The sequence below is a fragment of the Streptomyces sp. NPDC007084 genome (assembly GCF_040703595.1).
Lineage (GTDB): Bacteria > Actinomycetota > Actinomycetes > Streptomycetales > Streptomycetaceae > Streptomyces.
In genome coordinates this window covers 2,687-24,891 of sequence record NZ_JBEYFY010000056.1, presented here as the reverse complement: position 1 = coordinate 24,891, position 22,205 = coordinate 2,687, and the positions used below count along the sequence as shown (strand labels likewise).

At 71.2% G+C, this 22,205-nt stretch carries 18 protein-coding genes and 2 pseudogenes; 7 read left to right on the top strand and 13 right to left on the bottom strand.

What is annotated here, in order from left to right; genetic code table 11:
- The first annotated feature begins 508 nt into the window (after positions 1-508).
- The 3 genes and pseudogenes from AB0912_RS29715 to AB0912_RS29705 all read left to right on the top strand — a co-directional run bounded on the left by AB0912_RS29715 (position 509) and on the right by AB0912_RS29705 (position 4,326).
- Positions 509-2,311, top strand: a complete 1,803-nt coding sequence (locus AB0912_RS29715) for a glycoside hydrolase family 15 protein (protein ID WP_366705247.1) — start codon at positions 509-511, stop codon at positions 2,309-2,311.
- A 407-nt stretch (positions 2,312-2,718) separates the two neighbouring features.
- Positions 2,719-2,949, top strand: a pseudogene (locus tag AB0912_RS29710) (hypothetical protein); the annotation flags it as partial.
- 306 nt (positions 2,950-3,255) lie between these two features.
- A complete protein-coding gene (locus tag AB0912_RS29705) occupies positions 3,256-4,326 on the top strand; it encodes a LysR family transcriptional regulator (protein WP_366705245.1) in 1,071 nt (356 codons plus the stop codon).
- Here the strand turns inward: AB0912_RS29705 and AB0912_RS29700 are convergent.
- Together AB0912_RS29700 and AB0912_RS29695 are read right to left on the bottom strand one after the other, a co-directional pair.
- Complete coding sequence (locus AB0912_RS29700) at positions 4,254-4,778, bottom strand: GNAT family protein (protein WP_366705197.1); 525 nt, start codon at positions 4,776-4,778, stop codon at positions 4,254-4,256. The genes AB0912_RS29705 and AB0912_RS29700 overlap by 73 nt on opposite strands.
- Positions 4,779-5,039: 261 nt before the next feature.
- A complete protein-coding gene (locus AB0912_RS29695) occupies positions 5,040-5,546 on the bottom strand; it encodes a hypothetical protein (RefSeq protein ID WP_366705195.1) in 507 nt (168 codons plus the stop codon).
- A gap of 541 nt (positions 5,547-6,087) precedes the next feature.
- Between AB0912_RS29695 and AB0912_RS29690 the strand changes: the two genes are divergently transcribed.
- Together AB0912_RS29690 and AB0912_RS29685 are read left to right on the top strand one after the other, a co-directional pair.
- Positions 6,088-7,080 carry an aldo/keto reductase gene (locus AB0912_RS29690; RefSeq protein ID WP_366705193.1) on the top strand — a complete coding sequence of 331 codons (993 nt, stop codon included), beginning with the start codon at positions 6,088-6,090 and terminating at the stop codon, positions 7,078-7,080.
- Positions 7,081-7,324: 244 nt separating this feature from the next.
- Complete coding sequence (locus AB0912_RS29685; protein ID WP_366705191.1) at positions 7,325-8,953, top strand: PucR family transcriptional regulator; 1,629 nt, start codon at positions 7,325-7,327, stop codon at positions 8,951-8,953.
- A gap of 68 nt (positions 8,954-9,021) precedes the next feature.
- On the opposite strand, the gene AB0912_RS29680 is transcribed toward AB0912_RS29685, so the two are convergent.
- The 6 genes from AB0912_RS29680 to AB0912_RS29655 all read right to left on the bottom strand — a co-directional run bounded on the left by AB0912_RS29680 (position 9,022) and on the right by AB0912_RS29655 (position 16,008).
- The gene (locus AB0912_RS29680; RefSeq protein ID WP_366705189.1) at positions 9,022-10,158 is read right to left on the bottom strand and encodes a glycosyltransferase family 4 protein; all 1,137 of its coding nucleotides are present in this window, start codon (positions 10,156-10,158) and stop codon (positions 9,022-9,024) included.
- Positions 10,159-10,627: 469 nt separating this feature from the next.
- A complete protein-coding gene (locus tag AB0912_RS29675) occupies positions 10,628-11,437 on the bottom strand; it encodes a hypothetical protein (RefSeq protein ID WP_366705187.1) in 810 nt (269 codons plus the stop codon).
- Between the two features lie 226 nt (positions 11,438-11,663).
- Positions 11,664-13,394: a DNA repair protein RecN gene (gene recN / locus AB0912_RS29670; RefSeq protein WP_366705185.1), complete on the bottom strand. Its 1,731-nt coding sequence runs from the start codon at positions 13,392-13,394 to the stop codon at positions 11,664-11,666.
- Between the two features lie 472 nt (positions 13,395-13,866).
- Entirely contained in the window at positions 13,867-14,772 is a 906-nt protein-coding gene (locus tag AB0912_RS29665) for an NAD kinase (RefSeq protein ID WP_366705183.1), read from the bottom strand.
- Complete coding sequence (locus tag AB0912_RS29660; RefSeq protein WP_366705181.1) at positions 14,769-15,584, bottom strand: TlyA family RNA methyltransferase; 816 nt, start codon at positions 15,582-15,584, stop codon at positions 14,769-14,771. The genes AB0912_RS29665 and AB0912_RS29660 overlap by 4 nt, the downstream gene beginning before the upstream one ends.
- A 7-nt stretch (positions 15,585-15,591) precedes the next feature.
- Positions 15,592-16,008, bottom strand: coding sequence for a hypothetical protein (locus tag AB0912_RS29655; protein ID WP_366705180.1), 417 nt, complete (start codon positions 16,006-16,008; stop codon positions 15,592-15,594).
- 42 nt (positions 16,009-16,050) lie between these two features.
- Between AB0912_RS29655 and AB0912_RS29650 the strand changes: the two genes are divergently transcribed.
- Entirely contained in the window at positions 16,051-16,398 is a 348-nt protein-coding gene (locus AB0912_RS29650) for an SCP2 sterol-binding domain-containing protein (RefSeq protein ID WP_366705178.1), read from the top strand.
- Here the strand turns inward: AB0912_RS29650 and AB0912_RS29645 are convergent.
- The 4 genes from AB0912_RS29645 to AB0912_RS29630 all read right to left on the bottom strand — a co-directional run bounded on the left by AB0912_RS29645 (position 16,382) and on the right by AB0912_RS29630 (position 20,719).
- Positions 16,382-17,233 carry an ABC transporter ATP-binding protein gene (locus AB0912_RS29645; RefSeq protein ID WP_366705243.1) on the bottom strand — a complete coding sequence of 284 codons (852 nt, stop codon included), beginning with the start codon at positions 17,231-17,233 and terminating at the stop codon, positions 16,382-16,384. The two genes, AB0912_RS29650 and AB0912_RS29645, sit on opposite strands and share 17 nt — an antisense overlap.
- 98 nt (positions 17,234-17,331) lie before the next feature.
- The gene (locus tag AB0912_RS29640; protein ID WP_366705241.1) at positions 17,332-18,408 is read right to left on the bottom strand and encodes an iron chelate uptake ABC transporter family permease subunit; all 1,077 of its coding nucleotides are present in this window, start codon (positions 18,406-18,408) and stop codon (positions 17,332-17,334) included.
- An 11-nt stretch (positions 18,409-18,419) separates the two neighbouring features.
- Entirely contained in the window at positions 18,420-19,463 is a 1,044-nt protein-coding gene (locus tag AB0912_RS29635; protein WP_366705175.1) for an iron chelate uptake ABC transporter family permease subunit, read from the bottom strand.
- A gap of 227 nt (positions 19,464-19,690) precedes the next feature.
- Entirely contained in the window at positions 19,691-20,719 is a 1,029-nt protein-coding gene (locus AB0912_RS29630) for an HAD hydrolase-like protein (RefSeq protein WP_366705173.1), read from the bottom strand.
- 72 nt (positions 20,720-20,791) lie between these two features.
- Between AB0912_RS29630 and AB0912_RS29625 the strand changes: the two genes are divergently transcribed.
- On the top strand, positions 20,792-22,084 hold the full coding sequence (locus AB0912_RS29625; protein WP_366705171.1) for a DUF1015 domain-containing protein: 1,293 nt from the start codon (positions 20,792-20,794) through the stop codon (positions 22,082-22,084).
- Positions 22,085-22,096: 12 nt separating this feature from the next.
- On the opposite strand, the pseudogene AB0912_RS29620 reads toward AB0912_RS29625, so the two are convergent.
- A pseudogene (locus AB0912_RS29620) lies at positions 22,097-22,205 on the bottom strand (sugar ABC transporter ATP-binding protein); the annotation flags it as partial.

The window sequence follows — 22,205 nt, the reverse complement described above, 5'->3', positions numbered from 1 at the left end:
GGGGTGCGTACCGGCGTGGGGTCCGGAGATCTCCGGAGGCGCCGTCGCTGCGGTTCGGGGGTTTCTTGCCCACCGGTCCACGGGCTACCAGGGTATCAGCGACCGAACGAGGCTGCTTCCGGCCACGCTCCGCGCACACCTGGGCACACACCCCGCACACCGCTCACTCGATCGGCCCAGCCGGGTTGCCGGGAGCGGCACGCGGATCATCCACGTGCGTCGTATCCTGCTCGGACACTCGCTGCCGAGTCCCGCCGGTACACGGCACCATCCCCGTCCGTAACCGGAACAAAGAGGGCTTGTCAGTTCGTTTCGAGACGACAATCGCATCGCCCATCACACTGAACCGGACGCTGCGCAGCGACGTACGAAACCACGTCCCCCACCCCCGATCCTCCGCAGTACCAATTTTTCGCATTACCTACTTTTCCGCACTACCTACGTTCCCTTGACCGCAAGAGCGACCGCCCCACGCAGGGGCGCCGTGGCCGTTCGACTGGAGATGCACGTGGCCGGGCGCATCGAGGACTACGCACTCATCGGAGACATGCAGACAGCCGCGCTGGTCTGCCGGGACGGCACAGTCGACTGGCTGTGCCTGCCCCGCTTCGACTCCCATGCCATCTTCGCGGGACTGCTGGGCACGGAGGAGCACGGATTCTGGCGGCTCGGGCCCGCGTACGCGGCCGACGCCGAACCCCCGACGGCGAACCGCCGCCGGTACCGCGGCGACTCGCTGATCCTCGAATCCGAGTGGGACACCCCGCGCGGCACGGTCCGGGTGACCGATTTCATGCCCCCGCGTGACGGCGCCCCCCAGCTCATCCGGATCGTCGAGGGCGTCACGGGCCGGGTGCCGATGCGCTCCGCGCTGCGGATGCGTTTCTCGTACGGCCGCGTGGTGCCCTGGGTGCACAAGCACGAGGGCCGCACGGTCGCCGTCGCCGGCCCGGACTCGGTCTGGTTCGACACGGCCTGCGAGACGTACGGCAAGGCGCTGACGACGTACGCCGACTTCACGGTGGCGCCGGGCGACCGGATCGCGTTCACCATCTCGTGGGAGCCCTCGCACAAGGTGCCGCCCGCGCTGCCCGAGCCCGAGCAGTCGCTCGAGGCGACCGAGGAGTTCTGGCGCGACTGGGTCGACCAGTGTACGTACCACGGCCCCTACCGCGAGGCCGTGGTGCGCTCCCTGATCACGCTCAAGGCCCTGACGTACGCGCCCACCGGCGGCATCGTCGCCGCGCCGACCACCTCCCTGCCGGAGGAGATCGGCGGCGTCCGCAACTGGGACTACCGCTACACCTGGCTGCGCGACGCGGCCATCACCCTCTCCTCGCTGCTGCGCACCGGCTACCGCGAGGAGGCCCGCGCCTGGCGCGAGTGGCTGCTGCGCGCGGTCGCCGGCGATCCGGAGAACCTCCAGATCATGTACGGCATCGCGGGGGAACGGGAGTTGGGCGAGGCCGAGCTGGACTGGCTTCCCGGGTACGAGGGTTCGGCGCCGGTCCGTGTCGGCAACGGCGCGGCGCACCAGCTCCAGCTCGACGTGTACGGCGAGGTCACCGAGGCCCTGCACCTGGCCCATATGACGGGGCTGTCCCGCAACGACTACGCCTCGCTGCTCCAGTTGAAGCTGATCCGCTACCTGGAGGACCACTGGGACCAGCCGGACGAGGGCATCTGGGAGGTCCGCGGTCCGCGCCGGCACTTCGTGCACTCGAAGGTGATGGCCTGGGTCGCCGTGGACCGCACGATCAAGCTGATCGAGTCCGGTGACGCGGACGGTCCGCTGGAGAAGTGGCGCGAACTGCGCGACGACATCCACCGGGACGTCTGCGAGAAGGGCTACGACAAGGAACGCAACACCTTCACCCAGTCGTACGGCTCGAAGGAGCTGGACGCCTCCCTGCTGCTGATCCCGCAGATGGGCTTCCTGCCGCCGGACGACAAGCGGGTGATCGGCACGATCGAGGCGATCCAGCGCGAGCTGTCGACCCCGGACGGTTTCATCCTGCGCTACCCGACGACGGGTGAGGACGCGGGCGTGGACGGTCTGGAGGGCGACGAGGGCGCCTTCCTCGCGTGTTCGTTCTGGATGGCCGACGACCTGGCGATGATCGGCCGGGTCGACGAGGCCCGCAAGCTCTTCGAGCGCCTGCTCGCCCTGCGCAACGACCTGGGCCTGCTCGCCGAGGAGTGGGACCCCCGCCTCCAGCGCCAGGTCGGCAACTTCCCCCAGGCCTTCAGCCACGTCCCCCTGATCGACACGGCACTGCGCCTGACGGCCAGCGGGGCGTACGGGGGCTGACTGTTGTGGGATCCCGTTCCCCGTGTCGGATTCCGCGCGGGAATGTCGTAGCCGTGTCGGATACGACATGTGAACGGGATTCATGCCTCTGACCCGAGTAGTTCCCCTCTTTGTGTACCGGACCGTCCCGGTCGTCATCAACGCAGACGACCGGGGCATGCCCACGGCGTTCGGCGGTCGATCAGGCCGCCTTGGAGCGCAAGGTTGGGGGTCCGATGAGCTCGACAGATCAGCCTGCGTCGGTACAGGTGAGTGTCCGGCAGGCCGACGAGTCCGTGGTGGAGGACTTGGAGTGGGCATCGCACCGGTGTCGAGCGCCTGGACAAGCAGCTGCTGGACCAGGTGAAGAACGACGCCGCATCTGAACGGGCCCGCCAGGAGCAACAAGACGCGCACTGAGCCTGCCCATGGCCGAACGGACCCACTACCTCCTCGTCGGATTGGCCGCCCCGCAACTGCAGAGCCTGGAAAAGCAACTTGCGCTGCCTGCCGGCCAACTCGACCAAGCTGTCGTGCCAGCAGGCATCTTCGGCCACCGCGCACCCCACTGGCGGTTCTGTCCGCAGTGTTTGCGCGAGATGCAAGGTCGCTGGCCCACACGGTGGTGGCTGCCTTGGTCCTTCGCCTGCACCAAGCATCACGCGCTCCTGCACAATGTTTGCCCGGATTGCCGCAAAGAGCCGCGCGAGTTCCTTCCCAGGCCGGTGCACCTACACCCCGCAGAACACTGCATGCGCCGAACCGGCCGACGAAGCATTTGTGGCACCGATCTAACTACCGCACCTCCGTTGGGCCTCGACCCACAGCATCCTCTGCTCCAGGCCCAGCACAAACTCGACTCCCTCCTCATTGACAGAACTATGAGTGCCGAGTCAGTCTTCGCAGCGGCGGACACTCCCTTCTCCATGCTTCTACAGTCGCGATCGCTCTGTGACCTTCAAGGCATGAGCGAAATTTTCCAGAGGACTTGGGAAAGATCGCACAAAGAGGCCACCAGCCCGACGTCACCGTTTGACAGCTGGCGTATCCGTGAGCGAGGACGCCGACTCCTCACACCCGATTTCCTGCACCGCGAGTACACGATAAAGAAAAAGACCCTCCGTAGAATCGCCGAGGAGTACGACTGGCTGCGACAGCAATATCTCCTCAGGGTCCGTACAGCTGAAGAAATCGCCCAAGATGTCGGGGTCAGCACCAGCGCCATCCTCAACCGGCTGGAAAAACTCGGCATCCCTCGTCGCCCTATGGGCGTTCACAGCCGACCCGCTCTGACGACAAAAATCGACAAATCAGTGCCTCTCGATATCAGGACAGCAGTAGAGGGAACCTTGCATGGCTGGCTTCGCCTGCGTCGTTTTCAGATTTGCATGGCTTTCCCCACCGCCAGAACTGCGGCTACGTACCTTGGGGTTGCGCAGTCCGTTCTCGCGCTACAGCTCGACCAACTGGAACGCGACATCGGCGCTCAGCTGTTCCACCGACCCGGCCGCCACAGATCCCAGCGACCAACCAGCCGCGGGACGACGCTCTTACAACACCTCAAGGGCAGTCACGTCCAGGAACTGATGCGTCACAGCCTCGGTTCCAACATCGAACCCATGCCAGGGCAAGATGTCCTGACCGCTGCAGCCAGAACCGTTGATGGCGCACACGCAGCACTGACCACTCTGCACCCAGAAACGCCAATTCGGCACCTGAACGTCCCTTCGCCTCTGCAGCCCCTCCTACACCACCTACTGACTGACGACGACCAGGAAACTTACGCAGCCCGGATCCACACCGCCACGGGAATTCCATTCAATACCGTCTACAAGCAGCTCAAGCGCCTGGAAGCAGCCGGCTGGCTCACAAGCCGCGTCGAATCCCGAGCCGAACGGCCAGGTTCCGCACGCCGACGCACCTATTACTCACTGACCGCGGCGACGCATCGTCTGAATCGGACTCAGCGGAGCTCGCTCGCCAGCAAACCCATCGTGAACATGTCGTACCACTTGCCGTCACGCCGGAAGACCTGACGAAGCCGGCCCTCCTCAACAAAGCCAACCTTCTGGTACACCTTGCGCGCGGCATGGTTCTCGGTGACGACGGTCAGCGTTATCTTGTGGAGGCGCATGTCTTCGAAGCCGTAGCGGCAGATAGTCCGCACTGCATCCGTGGCGTAGCCGCGGCCCCAGTAAGCCTTCTCGCCCAGGTAGATATCGAGTTTCGCGATGCCCTTCTCCGGGTCCGCATCGTGCAGCATGACGAGGCCGATGAGAGTGTCGTCGGCGAGCGCCTCGATGCCTAGGAGCAAGTCGCCGTAGGTGTTGCGAGGGCGCTCCTCCAACCACGTGCGGACGCGCTCCACCGACTGGGCGTACGTGTCGTCCATCCACCGCATGACCTCGGGGTCGTGGTTCCAGCGCCACAGTGCCTCGGCGTCTGCGGGACCCATGGCCCGCAGATTCACCAGTTCTCCAAGCGCCATGCTCATCGACCCCTTGCTCAACTCGTGATCATCTTACGAACCATGAAGTGGTACCACGACCGCGATGGCACACTCAATCGGTTTCGGCGCTACCGAGACCACGGTCAGGGGCAGGTTGGGGAACTGCGCGAAGCCGGACTTCTAAAACTCGCCCCCGGAACGGCCGGCCCAGCCGAACAAACTCACCCCGGCCCGAGTGAGACGGGGGTCCAACAAGCCCAGACTCGTCACGGGATGAGCGAGGAGCTCGGTGTTCCAGAGTCAGGCACGGAGCAGTGAGGCGTGGATGCGGGCGATGGCCCGCAACACCTCGTCACGGTTCTTGGCTTGCTGCATCCATGCGGGCAGGCGGGCCACCACGGTCATCCTTCGGCTCTTTTCGTGCCAGAGAACCCCTTCGCGTAGCGGTGCTTGCACGAATCGCCTGATCAGGTCGAGGTGTTCGAGGTTGTAGGCCCATACCCACCCGTGCCGGGTCTCGGTCTGCAGCCACAGACGGACGCCGAAGTAGGGATCTGTGGCCGATTCGTTCCGGTCCCTGGGCAAGGTCACACGCCCGCGGCTCCATTCCTTCGCCGTCCCGCAGTTCCGGCAGACGAGACGCCTTGGAGCGAAAAGACCCTGGTCGTACCCTCCGGCCGGGTCTGGTGCTGTCCCAACGTGCGCGACCTTCTCGCAGCCGGGACAGCGCACGAGGACAGACTCGAGGAAGTCGTACTTCGTGCTGCGTGGGTCCCGGAACCGATGGTGCGTGGAGATCGGACTCATCAGATCAGTATGCGTGCCAAGCACGAAGGCTCCTACGGGAAACTGAGGAAAACGACAGCGCCACGGGACGAAGCCACCGACACGACGGTGGGAACGACTCATGAAACCCCAGGCCAGAAGAACTAACGATGCGTCAGCTGACGGAAACCTACAGACTGTTCCCTCTTTGTGTACAGGGACCCCGCCCCGGTCAGCGTCTGCGTGCGCGACCGGGGCGGGTTTCCGGCGTTTGGCGGGCAGTGAGGCCGCCTGGAAGGGGGCGGGGTCGGTGGGCTCGGGGTCCGACGGGGTACAGCACCGGCCGCGCTGGTACGGCTGAGTGTCGGGCGCGATGGCGAGTCGGGGTTCGCCTTTGGAGCACCCTGCCGACTTCCTTCCTGTTCGGCTTGCCTGGAGTGCACTCCAATTCCATAGCGTTGAGGACATGCCTGGACCCTAGGGTTTCGCCGGGGTCCCATAAGGCTGCCTGATCTCCATATCGGCTCCCGGCTGAACACGGAATGGACGGGAGCCGACGACCGATATTCCAGGAGCGTCTCCAATGCGACAACGCACACTAGGACAAGACCTCGAAGTCTCGGCTCTCGGGCTCGGCTGCATGGGCATGAGTTTCTTCTATGGTCAGCCACACGACACAGCCGAGATGACGAAGCTGCTGCGGTCGGCCGTCGACCATGGCGTGACTTTCTTCGACACTGCCGAAGTCTACGGTCCGTTCACCAATGAGGAACTGGTCGGCCAGGCGCTGGCACCGGTCCGCGACCAGGTGGTGATCGCCACCAAGTTCGGAATCAAGCACGGCGAGCAGGGGCCGACCCCGATGTCCGGGGTCGACAGCAGGCCCGAGCAGATCCGCAAGGTGACCGAGGCCTCTCTCCGGCGTCTTCGAACCGAAAGCATCGACCTGCTCTACCAACACCGCGTCGACCCGGACGTGCCCATTGAAGACGTGGCCGGCACGGTCAAGGAGCTGATCGCCGAAGGCAAGGTAAAGCACTTCGGCTTGTCCGAGGCCGGTGCCGCGACAATTCGTCGCGCCCACGCCGTACAGCCGGTAACGGCACTGCAGAGCGAATACTCGCTCTGGACGCGCGAACACGAAACCGAAATCATTCCGACCTTGGAGGAACTGGGTATCGGCCTGGTGCCCTACAGCCCGCTCGGCAAAGGATTCCTGACCGGCAAAATCGATTCCAGCACCTCGCTGGCCGACGACGACCTCCGCCGCCTGCTTCCGCGCTTCAGCCCTGAAGCACGGCAGGCCAATCAGGCGCTGGTCGACCTGCTGCGGCAGATCGCCGACGACAAGGAAGCCACGCCGGCCCAGATCGCTCTCGCCTGGGTGCTGGCGCAGAAGCCGTGGTTCGTGCCGATCCCCGGCACCACCAAGCCGCACCGCCTGGAAGAGAACCTGGGCGCGGTAGACGTCGAGCTGACCTCGGACGACCTGCGCCGGATCGAGGAGGCCGCGGCCAACATCCGGATCGAGGGCGGACGGGTCCCCGAGCGGTTGCGCTCACAGTTCGGCCGGTGACAGTTCGGGGCACCGCACCACTGAGACGCGTCATCTCCGCACAGCACGCGCCGGGGCGGGTTCCGCTGCGGCGGGCGCCCACGTCCGGGCGGGTTCCGCTGCGGCGCGCGCCCCATGTCCGGGCGGTTCCGCTGCGGCGCGCGCCCCGTGTCCGGGCGGCTGCCGCCCCCTTCCGGCCCGGGTGGATGCCTTCGTGGCCGGCCGGAGATGCCCCGGTGGCCCGTCCGCGGGTAGCGTCCGCTGCATGGACAGCCGTTACGACACTCAAGGCGCCGGAATCACCGTGCAGCGGGCCCTTGAGCTGCCCGGTCTGCGCAGTGGGCTGCCGGAGATCCTGGCCGGGGCCGACCGGCTGCAGCGCACCGTGCGATGGGTGCACGCGGGCGAGGTGCCGAACATCGCCTCGCTCCTCAAGGGCGGCGAACTGCTGCTGACCACGGGATACGGCCTCGGCACCCGCCCGGCCGAGCAGCGGGCGTTCGTCCGCACCCTCGCCGAGCGCGGTATCGCGGCCCTCGTCGTGGAACTCGGCCCGCGCTTCACCCGGCTGCCCGCCGCCCTCGTGGAGACGGCCCGCTCCGCCGGTCTCCCGCTGGTGCAGCTCCATCGCGAGGTGCCCTTCGTGACGGTCACGGAGGAGATCCACACCGAGATCGTCAACGGCCACTACACCCTGCTCCAGCAGGCCGAAGAGGTCCACCGCCGCTGCACCGAGGCCCTGCTCGGCGGCGGCGGAGTGCCCCAGGTGCTGCGCATTCTCGCCGACTTCAGCGGCAACCCGGTCTTCCTGGAGACCGCCGACGGGCAGCTCCTTTACTCCGCCGGCGCCGGTGCCGCGGGCGCCGACCCGCTCCAGGTCTGGGAGGGGATGCGCGGCCAGCACAAGGAGGAGCCGCCCGCCGGGACGACGCTGGTGGACGTGCCCGGCGGAGGACCCGGCACCGGTTCGGTGCGGGCGCGCCTGGTCGTGCTGCCGGTCGGCGGTCCCGTCGCCCCGGTGCACCGGCTCGCCGCCGAGCGGGCCGCCGGCATCCTGGCCGTCGTGCTGATGCAGGCCCGCCAGGAGGAGGAGCTGGCCGCGCGCGGCCGGGGCGACTTCCTCACCGACCTCGCCGAGGGCCGTATCGAGGCGGAGGACGCGCCCGCCCAGGCCCGCGTTCTCGGTTTCAAGCCCGGCAGCAGCCCGCTCCTGCCGGTCGTGATGCGGCTGGCCGACGGTCTCGCCCCCGGCGGCGGCTGGGCGGTCCTGGCCCGTGCGGTCGCCGAGGAGCTGGCCTCCGTCGGCGTCCCGGTCCTGCTCGGCGTGCGCCCCGTCGAGGGCCGTGTCCCGCTGCTCCTCGGTCTGCGCGCGGAATCGGACCGCTCCACGGTGGCCGACCGGGTGGCTGCGGCGCTGCGCGCCGGTGTGGAGCGGGCGGGCATGCAGCGGCCCGGGGCGCAGCCGCCCGTGGTGGTCGTCGGAGTGGCGGGCGGCTGGGCGGCCGCGTCGGCGGGGCTGCGGCACGCGGCGGAGACGGCGACCGCCGCGCAGGGTCTGTCGGACCGGCCCTGGTACGACGCCCGCCGGCTGGACATCGACCTGCTGCTGTGGCGGCTGCGCGAGCATCCCGACCTGGCCGCCTTCGTGGACCGCGCGATCGGCCCGCTGCGTGATCACGACGCGCGGTCCAAGCCGCCGCTGCTGCCCACCCTGGAGACGTATCTGGCGCACGCGGGCCGCAAGGCGGAGACCGCCCGCGAACTGCATCTCAACCGGCAGACCCTCTACAACCGGCTGGCCCGGATAGGGGAGTTGCTCGGTACCGACCTCGACGACCCGCAGACGGTCCTTGCGTTGAGCCTTGCCCTGCGGGCCCGCAGACACGTGCCGTAGCGGACGGTGGCGGTGGCGGTGGCGGTGCCCCCCGGCGGGCTGGTCTCCGACAGAGAGTGCGCCGCAGCTCAGCCCAACGGCCGGGGCTGCGTCAACTCGTCGTAGACGCTGAGCACTTGGGCGACCGTCTCGTCCTCGGTCGGCCAGGTCGCCGCCTGCCGGGTGCCGCGCTCGCGCAGTTCCTCCCGGCGGACCGGGTCCGCGAGCAGCCGTACGACGGTGTCGGCGAGCGCCTTCGCGTCGCCGTAGGGGACGAGTTCGGCCGCGTCGCCGACGAGTTCGGGGATGCCGCCGACCGCGGTCGCGACGAGCGGCACGCGCGCGTGGAGCGCCTCCTGCGCGAGGACCGAACGCGATTCCCAACTGCTGGGCAGCAGTGCGATGTCGGCCGCCGCGAGCAGGTCGGTGATGTCGTCGCGCCGCCCGAGGAGCCGCACCGGCAGCCCTTCCTCCTCGATACGGCGTTGCAGGACCGGGCGCAGCGGCCCCTCGCCCGCGATCACCAGGAGCGGCACGGGATCGAGCCGGCACCAGGCGCGCGCCGCGTCCAGCAGGGTGTCGTAGCCGCGCTGCCGGTCGAGCGAGCCGACCGCCATGAGCAACGGGCGGTCGGTCGAGCCGAGTTCGGCCCGCGCCTTGTTGCGGAACCGCTCCGGGTCCGCGGGTTCGAGCGGCGGGCGGGGCGCGGGCAGGGCGACCGCGGCGAGCCGGGCGTCCCGCGCTCCTCTGCTGCGGGCCCGGTCCACCAGGTCGGAGGAGGTGCCGAGCACCACCGAGGCCGCCCGGGCGACCCGCCGTTCGAGGAGCCGCAGCAGATGGGCTCGCGCGCCCTCGGCGTCCGCGCGGGTGTGCCAGGTGACGACGAGCGGCACGCGCCGCCCGCTGAGTGCCAGCGCCGAGCGCAGTGCCGCGTGCAGCCCGTGCGCGTGCACGAGATCGGCGTCCGCGCACGCGGCCCGCAGCGCGGACACGGAGGCGGGGTCACTGGCCCGGGGGACGGGGACGTGGTGCGCGCCCACCCCGGAGAACCCGTACGCGCGGTCGGCGTCGGTGGGGGCGCAGACGGTGACGCGGACGCCCCGGGCGACAAGTCCCGAGGCCAGCGACCGCACATGCGCGCTGCTGCCCGCGCTTCCGCCGCCGAGCACCTGCACGGTGCGCAGCGGCGACTGACCGTGCGGTGAGTGGCTGCTCACGTGGCTCACGTGGCCGGGGCTCCTGGTTCGGCGTCGGACCGTCACGAAGAAACGTACAGAAGGATCGCGCGGAGGGGGTGGACCGCACGTCGTCCTGCACGGCGTATCTCCGCCAAGGATGCCAGGCCGTACGGGTGTTCCGGCACCGCCGTCGCGACGAGGGCACGTCAGAGAAGGCAACGTGGGGAGGAGGGTCACCCGCACGAGTGAGAAAACCCCCGGTCCAGGGACCGTCGCCCCCACTCAGCCCTCACCAAACTCCCCCACCCCACCCCCCACCGGTGTCACACACCCACCAGGGGTCGCCCCCACCTCACCGCACGCCCCCCACGACCACCCCCCACGCACCCCGCCTCCGCACCCCCGTCCCGTCGGCCGGGAGCCCGGAAACCCGGAACCCGGAAGCCCAGTACCCGGAAGCCCGGTACCCGGAAGCCCGGTACTCGGAAGCCCGTACTCGCGTACTGAGGCCTCTCGCTCAGGCCTCGCGGTTCCCCTCACCGCACGCGAGCGAGGTGCCCCCTGGCCGCCCCAACGCCACCGCCGCCGCGCTGATCCGCTCCCCGAAGGCCGCCGCGGCCACCAGTGCCGCCGCGTGGGCGGTCAGTCCCGGTCTGCCGTTGCCGAGCGCGATGGCCGCGCCGAGTGCGGCACCCAAGGCGTGGGCGCCCGCGTCGCCGAGCATGGCGCGCTCGCCCAGGTCATCGGCGAGGACGGCGGCGACGGCCCCCAGCGCGCCCGCCGACAACTCCCCCGCCGGGCCGCCGCGCAGCACCCCGGGTACGCCGAGCGCGAGGACGGCGCCGGCGGCGCGGCCGGGCCGTACGTCGACCAGGTTGACGAAGTGCGCGGTACCGGCGATCACCACGCCGGCGAGCACCTTGTCCAAGGGCCGCTCCTTGATCAGCGCCCCGGCCACCAGCCCCGCCGCGGTGATCCCGAACAACTTGACCGCCCCGCTGGTCACTTGGCCCTCGCGCAGTGCGCCCAGATGTGCCCGGAAACCGCGCCGCGGGTCAGTCGCTCCGGCGAGGTCGTCGTACGTCCCGCACGCACCGGCGGCGGCGACGGCGAGCCCGGCGGCGGGCCGGACCCGCGCGGCGGCGAAGGCCGCGCCCACGGCCGTCGCCGGGCCGGCGAGGAGACCGACGGTCCGCCCCGCGTAGTTGACCCGGGCCCAACGAGCCCGTCCCCCGGGCGGCTTGGCCCGCAGCGCGGCCAGGCACGCCCGCGTGACCGTAGCCCCGGCAGCGAATCCGGCGGCGCGTCCACCTCTGCGCATGATCATGCGATCACCCTAGAGAGCCGTGAAAAGCCACCGCCGGGAGGGCAGCACACGTGACCCGCCTATCGGCCGTGACCACCGACCGGCCGGCCGCCCCTGTCACCGGGCGGCAATCAGCCCCTCGGCGCCAAGCCGACAGCCCGCCCGCCCCGCAGGACGAAGCCGACCCGAGCCCCGCTCACCCAGCGCGCAGCGCCCAGCAGCCAGCACCCAGCCCGAGACCGCAGCCTCAGCCGTCCCCCCGTGCCGTCGCCAACAGTTCCTCCGCGTGGGCACGGGCCGTCTGGGAGTCCTCCTGGCCCGCGAGCATCCGGGACAGCTCGCGGATGCGTTCCTCGCCCTCCAGGACCTTCACGCCGGACCGGGTCACCGACCCGTCGTTGGTCTTCTCCACCAGGAGCTGCCGGTCGGCGAACGCGGCCACCTGGGGCAGGTGCGTCACGACGACGACCTGCGCTGTCTTGGCGAGCCGGGCCAGCCGGCGTCCGATCTCGACGGCGGCCTTGCCGCCGACCCCCGCGTCGACCTCGTCGAACAGATAGGTCGGCACCGGGTCGGTCCCCGCGAACACGACCTCCACCGCGAGCATCACCCGGGAGAGTTCACCGCCCGACGCGCCCTTGGCGATCGGCCGGGGCGGGGCGCCGGGGTGCGGGGCGAGCAGCAGTTCCACCTCGTCGACGCCGGCCGGTCCGTAGGCGACCGTGCGTCCGCCGACCTCGACCCCGTCCGGGTCGTCGGTCTGCCGGATGTCGAAGGACACGCGCGCGTGCGGCATGGCGAGCGAGGCGAGTTCGGCGGTGACGGCGGCGGCGAACCGTTCGGCGGCCTCCGCGCGGGCGTCCGTCAACGCCTGGGCGAGTCCGCCGAGTTCGGCGCGGAGCGCGTCCCGTTCGGCGGTCAGTTCGCCGAGCCGGTCGTCGTCGCCGTCCAGTTCGGTGAGCCGGGCGGCGCCCTGTTCGGCCCAGGCGAGCACGGCGTCGATGTCCTCGCCGTACTTGCGGGTGAGCTGGGTGAGCGCGGCGCGGCGCTCCTCGACCGCCGCCAGTCGCAGCGGGTCGGCGTCGAGGTCGTCGGCGTATCCGGCGAGTTCGCCGGCCACGTCGCCGAGCAGGATGGCGATCTCGCCGATCCGCCCGGAGAGGGTGGCGAGGGCCGAGTCGTGCGAGCGTACGGCTTCCAGGGCGCGGTGGGCGCCCGCGACGAGGGTGCCCGCGTCGATGCCCTCGGGGTCCTCGGGGTTGCCCGCGAGGGCGGCGTGCGCGGCTGTGGCGGCCGAGGCGAGGGCCTCGGCGTGCCCGAGCCGCTCCGCCTCCGCCGCCAGTTCGGCGTCCTCGCCGGCGCGGGGCTCGACGGCGGCGATCTCCTCGAGCCCGAAACGCAGCAGGTCCGCTTCCTGGGCGCGTTCACGCGCGCGGGTGGTGATCTCGTCCACTTCGGCGGAGACGGCCCGCAGCCGGCGGTAGGCGCCCGCGTACTTGGCGAGCGGCACGGCGACCGCGTCACCCGCGTACCGGTCGAGGGCCTGCCGCTGCCGGGACAGCTTGAGCAGCCCCTGCTGGTCGGTCTGGCCGTGCACGGCGACCAGCTCGTCGGCGAGTTCGGCGAGCACGCCCACCGGCACGGAGCGTCCGCCCAGGTGGGCCCGGGAACGCCCCTCGGCCGAAACGGTACGGCTGAACAGCAGCGCGCCGTCGTCCAGCTCGGCGCCCGCCTCCTCGGCCCGTACGACGGCCGTGCCGCCCGCGGGCACGGTGATCCGTCCCTCCACGACCGCGCTCTTGGCGCCGATCCGTACGAGCGCCGGGTCCGCGCGCCCGCCCAGCAGCAGCCCGAGGCTGGTGACCACCATCGTCTTGCCCGCGCCGGTCTCGCCGGTCACGGCGGTGAAGCCGGGCGACAGCTCGACCACCGCGTCGTCGATGACTCCGAGCGACCGTATCCGCATCTCCTCCAACACGGACACGACCTTACGAGGTCGGGGGCCGGGTGTGCGACGGGCCCCGCCCCGCCGGTGCGAAGGCGCAGGTGACAAGGCCGCCCAAAGAGGCCCTTGTCACCCGCCTGAGTGGGCTCCGCACCCTCCGGAACCCACATCGAACATCCATTCGCACCCCCGGCGGCGCAGGCCTAGGCGCAGCCTGTCCTGGGCGGCACAGACCCAGCGCGGGCCGCTCCCGGGCGGCACAGACCTGCGCACAGGCCGACGCGCAGACCTAGGGCGTGTCGTTTGGATCATGTGGCGGGTCGCGGTGCAGGGCACGCACTCCCCCAAGCTCTTCGAGCAGGGGGTACCCCCAGCGGCGTTGTCGTCGGTTGCCGACGCTCCGCGTCGTCGCCCTCCTCCGCCTTGCAGCTGCACGCACCCTGCCCCGCTCGGCCCAGCCGACAAGGCGCCGCACTCCGGCGCCACCTGATCCAAACGACACGCCCTAGTGAGGCGCCCCGCGCCACCCGGCGACCGGCAGGGCGAACTTGGCGACCAGCCGGTCGGTGAAGGAGGCGTGGTGCAGCCGTGCCAGGCGTACGGGCACGGCCCCGCGCCGCACCTCGACACGCGCGCCGGGCGGCAGCTCCACCGTGCGCCGTCCGTCGCACCACAGCACCCCGGGCGGGATGTGCGGCAGCACCTCCACGGCGAGCACCGAGTCGGGCGAGGTGACCAGCGGCTTGGCGAACAGGGCGTGCGCGCTGATCGGCACCATCAGCAGCGCCTCGACCTCGGGCCAGACGACCGGGCCGCCCGCCGAGAAGGCGTACGCGGTCGAGCCGGTCGGGGTCGCGCAGACGATCCCGTCGCAGCCGAACCCGGTGACGGGCCGCCCGTCGATCTCCAGCACCACTTCGAGGAGCTTCTCGGCGGACACCTTCTGCACCGCCGCCTCGTTCAGCGCCCAGTCGGTGTGCACGATGTCGCCGTTGCGGTGCACGACCACGTCGACGGTCATCCGCTCCTCTACCTCGTACGACCGGGTGACGACCCGGTCGACGACCTTGTCCAGGTCGTCCCGCTCGGCCTCGGCGAGGAAGCCGACGCGGCCCAGGTTGACGCCGAGCATCGGCACCCCGGAGGCGCGGGCGAACTCGGCGCCGCGCAGCAGCGTGCCGTCACCGCCGAGGACGATGAGCAGCTCGCAGCCGTCGAGGCACTGCGGGGTGGCCTCCTCGACGAGTTCCACCTGGTCGGGCAGCGGCAGGTCGGCGGCCTCGGCCGCCAGGACCCGTACGCCGATCCCGGAGCGCAGCAGCCCCTCGACGACCAGCTCGGCGCTGCGGATGGCCGCCGGCCGCCCGGTGTGGGCCAGCAGGAAAACAGTACGAGCTCGGCTCTGTGTCAACGCGGCCCCTCCGCCACTGCACGGTCAACATCGGCCGGGTCGAGTTCGGGTGCCCCGGCCCGCAGCCACAGAAAGTACTCGACGTTGCCCGAGGGTCCGGGCAACGGGCTCGCGGTCACACCCTGTACGCCGAGCCCCAGCTCACGGGCCCGTCCGGCCACCGCGCGCACGGCCTCGGCGCGCAGCTCGGGGCTGCGCACGACACCGCCGCTGCCCAGCCGGTCCTTCCCCACCTCGAACTGCGGCTTGACCATCATCACCAGGTCGGCGTCCGGTGCCGCGCACCGCACGAGGGCGGGCAGCACCAGTCCGAGCGGGATGAAGGACAGATCCCCGACAACCAGGTCCACGGGCTCTCCATCGATCGCCTCCAACGTCAACTCGCGTACGTTCGTACGGTCCTTGACGGTGACGCGTTCATCGCTCCGCAGCGACCAGGCGAGTTGTCCGTAGCCGACGTCGACGGCGAGGACGTGGGCGACGCCCGCGCGCAGCAGCACGTCGGTGAAGCCTCCGGTGGACGCGCCGGCGTCCAGGGCCCGCCGTCCCTCGACCTTCAGCCCCTGGGGCACGAAGACGGCAAGGGCCCCGGCGAGCTTGTGGCCGCCGCGCGAGACGTAGTCGGGGTCGCTGTCGTCCTGGGCGACGACGATCGCGGCGGCGGTCTCCACCTGGGTGGCGGGCTTGGTCGCGAGGGTCTTGCCCACGCTGACCCGCCCGGCGGCGATCAGCTGCCCGGCGTGCTCGCGCGAGCGGGCGAGCTTACGGCGGACCAGCTCGGCGTCGAGGCGTCGGCGCGCCACTCCTGCCACGTTCGGTTCAGCTCCTCGGGTACGTCGATGGGGGCGCCGGAGGTCCCGGGCGGGCGTCGAGCGCGGTGAGCGCGTCGCGCAGCCCCCGGTGTACATCCTCGTACACCTCGACATGCCCGTCCGTCGCGAGGTGGTCGGCGTCGGCGAGCCGGGCGAGCTGGGCGTCGACGTCGGCGTTGCCCGAGGGGGCGCGCGGGACGTTCAGCGGGGCCGGGGCGGCGGGGTCGTACGCGGGTGCGGAGGGGTCGTGGGCCGGGGTGGCGGGCTCGTGGGCCGGGGTGGCGGGCTCGTGGGCCGGGGTGGCGGGGGCTACCGCCGGGCCGGCGGGGGTGTGGGCCGGTTCCGGCGGGGGCGCCGTGGGCGCGCCGGGCTCCGTGGCCGTCGCCGCCCGCGGGACCTCGCCCTCGGGAACTGAGTCGCTCATGCCCCGACGCTACCGCGAAGCGCTGCGGTACCGTCGACCGCGATGGCGACGACTGAGGAGTGCCGCGCCGCACTCGACAAGCTTTCGGACAACATGGCGAGCGCGGACGGTGACGTGCGCAGCGCCGCGGCCCTGGACCGGTCGCTGAGCTGCCGTGTCACCGACCTGGACGTCACCTTCGTGGGCCGCCTGAAAGACGGCCGGATCGAGGTCCTGGACACACTTCAGGGCCCGCCCCCGGACAAGGCCCAGATCCGTCTCACCATGACCGGCGACGATCTGGTGGCCATGGTGAACGGCAGGCTGAACTTCGCGAAGGCCTGGGGGTCGGGCCGGGTGAAGCTGGAGGCGGGCCTGCGGGACCTGTTCCGCCTCAGGACCCTTCTTTAGCCGTCGCGACGCGCGTCTTGCGGGCGGCGGGCACCACGAGGGGCGTTCCGGTCTCCGGGTCGTCGATGACCTGGCAGCGCAGCCCGAAGACCTCCTCGACCAGGGAGGCCGTGACGATGTCGTTCGGCGCGCCCTCGGCGATGACCTCGCCGCCGCGCAACGCGATCAGGTGGGTGGCGTAGCGGGCCGCGTGGTTGAGGTCGTGCAGCACGGCGACGAGGGTGCGGCCCTGGGTCTCGTGCAGCTCGGCGCACAGGTCGAGGACGTCGATCTGGTGCTGGATGTCGAGGTAGGTCGTCGGCTCGTCCAGGAGCAGCAGCGGGGTCTGCTGGGCGAGGGCCATGGCGATCCACACGCGCTGGCGCTGGCCGCCGGAGAGTTCGTCCACATAGCGGTCGGCGAGTTCGGCGACGCCGGTGGAGGCCATCGACTCGCGCACCACCCGCTCGTCCTCGGCGGACCACTGGCGCAGCAGGCCCTGGTGCGGGTATCGGCCGCGGCCGACGAGATCGCCGACCGTGATGCCGTCGGGGGCGATCGAGGACTGCGGCAGCAGCCCGAGGGTGCGGGCCACCTTCTTCGCGGGCATCGACTGGATCGCCTGCCCGTCCAGCAGCACCCGCCCCTCGGAGGGCTTCAGCATTCGTGAAAGGGCGCGCAGCAGGGTGGACTTGCCGCAGGCGTTCGGGCCGACGATCACCGTGAAGGAGTTGTCGGGTATCTCCACCGACAGCTTCTCCGCGATGACCCGCTGGTCGTAGCCGAGGGTGACGTTGTCGGCGGACAGGCGGTTCACAGTGCTCCTTGGGGTGTTCTCGTCCGCGGGTACGGGCATGGCCTTCGCGGGGCGGCTCACGGCCGGCCCCTCCTGCACTCGGCTCACGGCCGGCCCTTCTCGCACGAGGTTCGCGGCCGGCCCTTCTTGCGCTCGGCTCATATCCGGCCCGCCTTGCGCTCGGTGACCAGAAGCCACAGCAGGTAGACGCCGCCGAGCACGCCGGTGACGACGCCGACCGGCAACTGGTCGGCGCCGAAGGCACGCTGGGAGGCCCAGTCCGCGACGATCAGCAGGGTCGCGCCCATGCACAGGGAGGGCACCAGGTTGGGTCCGGGCGAGCGGGTGAGCCGGCGGGCGAGCTGCGGGGCGGTGAGCGCCACGAAGCCGACCGGGCCGGCGGCGGCGGTGGCGCCCGCGGTCAGCAGCACGGCGGCCACCATCAGCAGCAGCCGCGTCCGCTCGACGCTCACTCCGAGGGCGTACGACACGTCGTCGCCCATCTCCATCATGCGCAGCCCGCGGGCGTTGCCGAGGACGAGGGGGATGAGGATGCCGCAGAGGACGAGCAGGGGCCAGACCTGCGCCCAGTCGCGGCCGTTGAGGGAGCCGGTCATCCAGACGACGGCGCGGGCCGCGTCCACGAGGTCGGCCTTGGTGAGCAGATAGCCGTTGACCGCCGTGACGATCGCGGAGATACCGATACCGACCAACACGAGCCGATATCCGTGCACGCCCTGCTTCCACGCGAGCACATAGATGGCGATACCGGTCACCAGGCCGCCGGCGAGCGCCCCGAGGGCGACCTGGGTCGCGCTGCCGGAGAACAGCACGATCATGATGAGCGCGCCGGCCGTGGAGCCCTGTCCGAGCCCGAGCACATCGGGGCTGCCGAGCGGATTGCGGGAGACGGACTGGAAGATCGCGCCGCCGAGCCCGAGCGAGGCGCCGACCAGCAGCCCGACCAGGACCCGGGGCAGCCGCAGGTCGTTGACGATGAACTCCTGGCCGGCGTTGCCACCGCCGAACAGCGTCCTGACCACGTCGGTGACCGGGATCGGGAAGTCGCCGGTGCCGATGAGCACCACACTCGCGGCGGCCGCGGCCACCAGCAACAGGGCGACCACGACGAACGCGCGGACGTCGAAGCGGACGGAGAGCCCGCCGGCCGTGCGGAGGGACCGGACGCGCCGGACGGGGAGCGCGGGCTCGCCGTGCGGGCGGGCGGTGCGGATACGTGGGGTCGTCACAGCTGCGCCGTCCTCCGTCGCCGTACGAGATAGATGAAGACCGGCCCGCCGATCACGGCGGTGACGATGCCGACCTGGAGTTCCGCGGGCCGGGCGACCATCCGTCCGATGACGTCGGCGCCGAGCAGCAGCACGGGCGACAGGACGGTGGCGTACGGCAGGATCCAGCGCAGGTCGGGGCCGGTGAAGGAGCGGACGACGTGCGGGACCATCAGGCCGACGAACACGATCGGCCCGCAGGCCGCGGTCGCGGCGCCGCACAGCACGACGGCCGCGGCCATGGACAGCGCCCGGGTGCGGTTCAGGTTGGCGCCGAGCGCGCGGGCGGTGTCGTCGCCCATGGCCACCGCGTTCAGCGGCCGGGCGAGGGCGAGCGCGAGCAGGGTGCCGACGGCGAGGAAGGGGGCGACCTGCCGGATCGTGGAGTCGGTCGCGGAGGCGAGTGAACCGACCGTCCAGAAGCGCATCTTGCCGAGCGCCGCGTCGTCGGTGATCATCACGGCCTGGAGGTAGCCGTAGAGGGCGGCGCTGATCGCGGTTCCGGCGAGCGCGAGGCGTACCGGGGTCGCGCCCCGGCTGCCGCCCAGGAACCAGACGAGCGCGCCGACCGCCGCCGCACCGGCGAAGGCGAACCACACGTAGCCGCTCAGCGAGGTGACGCCCAGGAAGGTGATCGCCGTGACGACCGCGGCGGACGCTCCCGCGTTGATGCCGAGCAGGCCCGGGTCGGCCAGCGGATTGCGGGTGAGCGCCTGGAGGACGGCACCGGAGAGGCCGAGGGCCGCGCCGACCAGCAGTCCGAGGACGGTGCGCGAGATCCGGTCACCGACCACGACGTCGGCGTACGTCCCCGAGTCGTGGAACAGGCCGTGCCACACCTGGTCCAACGGCAGCGCTTTCGCGCCGATCGCGATGCTCGCGAGCGCGACGAGCGCCAGGACTCCCACGGAGAGCAGGAGCCCGAGGGCGCGTATCGCCCGTCGGGGCGGGGGCGCGGGTGCGGTCTCCGCGCGGGGGTCTGGGGGACTGTCGACCAACACGAGGTTAGGTTAGCCTACCCTCCCATCTGCTCAGGCCCCGCCTCCACGCCCGGCCTCTCTCACCAACACCCAGGTCAGCACAGGGGCCGGCCCCTCTGCCGAGAGGACAGCCGACACCACGCCAAGCCGGCCGCAACGGCGGCGGTTGCGCGCGTCCGGCGGACGGCAACGGCGGTCTCCTGTCCTCTGGCCCCCCTCTAGCCCCCGCTAGCCCCCGCTAGCCCCCGCTAGAGCCCCAGCCGCGCCAGCGCCTTCCCTCCGTCCAGCTCCGATCCGGACTCCCCCGCCGCCGTCCACGCCGCCGCGCACAGCGCCCGCAGTCCGTCGATCGGCTCGCCGTCCCCGGACAGCTCCAGCTCCTCGCTTCCGGCCTTCGCCGTCCAGCCGCCGCAGCGGAACCCGCCGTCCGCCTCCTCGACCTCCGGCTGGCCCGCGAGCATCCCGCGCAGGTCGGCGTCGACATAGGTGGGCCGGTGCTGCGGCGGCGCGGCGAGGAGCTGCGCGCCGTCCGTCACGCCGGTGAGGACGAGCAGCGAGTCCACCTCGCCGTTGAACGCGCCCTCGATGTCGGTGTCCAGCCGGTCGCCCACCACCAGAGGCCGCTTCGCGCCGGTCCGCAGGATCGTCTCGCGGTGCATCGGGGGCAGCGGCTTGCCCGCCACCTGCGGCTCGGCACCGGTGGCGATCCGGACGACCTCCACCGCCGCGCCGTTCCCCGGCGCGATACCGCGGCCGCTCGGGATCGTCAGGTCGGTGTTCGAGGCGAACCAGGGCACCCCGCGCGCGACGGCGTAGCAGGCCTCGGCGAACCGGGACCAGACCAGGTCGGGACCGCCGTACCCCTGCGCGACCGCCGCCGGCTCGTCGTCCGCCGAGTCGACCGGCTCGAGACCACGCTCCCGGAGCGCGACGCGCAGCCCCTCACCGCCGATGACCAGCACACGGGAACCGGCGGGCACCTGCTCGCTGATGAGCCGGGCCACCGCCTGCGCCGAGGTGATGACATCGGAGGCGGCCGTCGGTATGCCCAGCTCGGTGAGGTGCTTGGCGACCGCGTCCGGCGTCCGCAGCGCGTTGTTCGTCACGTACGCCAGGTGCATTCCGCCGGCGCTCGCCGACGCGAGCGACTCCACCGCGTGCGCGATGGCGTTCCCACCCGCGTACACCACGCCGTCCAGGTCGAGCAGTGCCGTGTCGTAGACCTCGCTCAGGGCCTGACCGCTGCCTTCGGGCCGCGTCCTGACGGGCTGGCTCATTACGCATCGCTCCTCGTTCGATCCCTTTGCCCCGATCATCGCTCATGCCACTGACACACTTACGATGCCTCAATGAACTATGCGGGCCCCGAGGAGGAAACACCGGCGCGGAACGGCCTCGAACTCACCCCGTTCCAAGGCCTGCGCTACGACCCCGACCGGGTCGGCAGCCTGGCCGCCGTGACATCCCCGCCGTACGACGTGATCGTCCGGCCCGACGGCCTGCTCGAACTCGAGTCCGCGGACCCGTACAACATCGTGCGGCTGATCCTCCCGCAGGACCACTCCCCCGCCGCCCGCAACCAGCAGGCCGCCGACACCCTGCGCCGCTGGCGCGCGGAGGGCGTCCTGACGACCGACCCCGAGCCGGGTCTGTACGTGTACGAGCAGCGCGACGGCGACCTGGTGCAGCGCGGGGTGATCGGCGCCCTGCGGCTGTCGGAGGCCGCGGACGGTGTCGTCCTGCCCCACGAGGACGTCATGCCGCACATCGTCGCCGACCGCGCGAACCTGATGCGGGCCACATCCGCCAACCTCGAACCGCTGCTGCTCACCTACCGCGGCGACGGCTCCGGTTCCGGCGCCGCCGCCGTCATCGAGAAGACGGCGACACTCTCCCCGCTGCTGGCGACGACCACGGAGGACGGCATCTGCCACCGGCTGTGGTCGGTGACGGATCCGGCCGACCTCGCGGAGATCGCCGCGGACCTCGGCCGGCACCAGGCCCTGATCGCCGACGGCCACCACCGCTGGGCCACGTATCTGCGTCTACGCGCGGAGCACCCCTCGCCGAGCCCCTGGGACTACGGTCTGGTGCTCCTCGTGGACACCGCCCGCTACCCGCTGCGCGTCCGGGCCATCCACCGCCTGCTGCACCGCCTGCCGGTCGACGCGGCCCTGGCCGCCCTCGGCGACGCCTTCCGCGTCCGCCGCCTCGACGTACCCCTCGCCGAGGCGCTGGAGTCCCTGGCGGCGGCGGCCGGCGACGGAAACGCCTTCCTCCTGGCCGGCGACGGCGCCTTCCACCTGATCGACCGCCCCTCGCCGGACCTCCTGGCCCGGACGATCCCGGCCGGCCACCCGGAGGCCTGGCGCACCCTGGACGCGACGGTGCTGCACGCCACGCTCCTCGACCATGTGTGGGGCATCCCGGAGGACTCCCCGGAGCACATCGCCTACATCCACGACACGACCGCCACGGTGGAGAAGGCCGAACGCGACGGCGGCACGGCCGTCCTGATGCACCCGGTCCGCGAGGAGGTCGTACGCGATCTCGCCCGCCAGGGTGTGACGATGCCCCGCAAGTCGACGTCCTTCGGCCCCAAGCCGGCGTCGGGGCTGGTCCTGCGGGCCCTCACCTCCTGACACCGGCGGGCCAGAAACGCCACGTGGGCGGCGGCGCTCGACCAGGTCGAGGACCTGGGCGGTCTGCTCGACGCCGAGGGCGGCGGTGGGCTCGTCGAGGATGACGAGCTTGGGCTCACCG

Excerpts from the sequence above, each read along its gene's own strand:
- AB0912_RS29700 (WP_366705197.1), bottom strand. The coding sequence starts at position 4,778 with ATGGCGCTTGGAGAACTGGTGAATCTGCGGGCCATGGGTCCCGCAGAC.
- AB0912_RS29705 (WP_366705245.1), top strand. The coding sequence starts at position 3,256 with ATGAGCGAAATTTTCCAGAGGACTTGGGAAAGATCGCACAAAGAGGCC.
- AB0912_RS29690 (WP_366705193.1), top strand. The coding sequence starts at position 6,088 with ATGCGACAACGCACACTAGGACAAGACCTCGAAGTCTCGGCTCTCGGG.
- AB0912_RS29625 (WP_366705171.1), top strand. The coding sequence starts at position 20,792 with ATGAACTATGCGGGCCCCGAGGAGGAAACACCGGCGCGGAACGGCCTC.
- AB0912_RS29695 (WP_366705195.1), bottom strand. The coding sequence starts at position 5,546 with ATGAGTCCGATCTCCACGCACCATCGGTTCCGGGACCCACGCAGCACG.
- AB0912_RS29630 (WP_366705173.1), bottom strand. The coding sequence starts at position 20,719 with ATGAGCCAGCCCGTCAGGACGCGGCCCGAAGGCAGCGGTCAGGCCCTG.
- AB0912_RS29655 (WP_366705180.1), bottom strand. The coding sequence starts at position 16,008 with ATGAGCGACTCAGTTCCCGAGGGCGAGGTCCCGCGGGCGGCGACGGCC.
- AB0912_RS29675 (WP_366705187.1), bottom strand. The coding sequence starts at position 11,437 with ATGATCATGCGCAGAGGTGGACGCGCCGCCGGATTCGCTGCCGGGGCT.
- AB0912_RS29650 (WP_366705178.1), top strand. The coding sequence starts at position 16,051 with ATGGCGACGACTGAGGAGTGCCGCGCCGCACTCGACAAGCTTTCGGAC.
- AB0912_RS29685 (WP_366705191.1), top strand. The coding sequence starts at position 7,325 with ATGGACAGCCGTTACGACACTCAAGGCGCCGGAATCACCGTGCAGCGG.
- AB0912_RS29645 (WP_366705243.1), bottom strand. The coding sequence starts at position 17,233 with ATGCCCGTACCCGCGGACGAGAACACCCCAAGGAGCACTGTGAACCGC.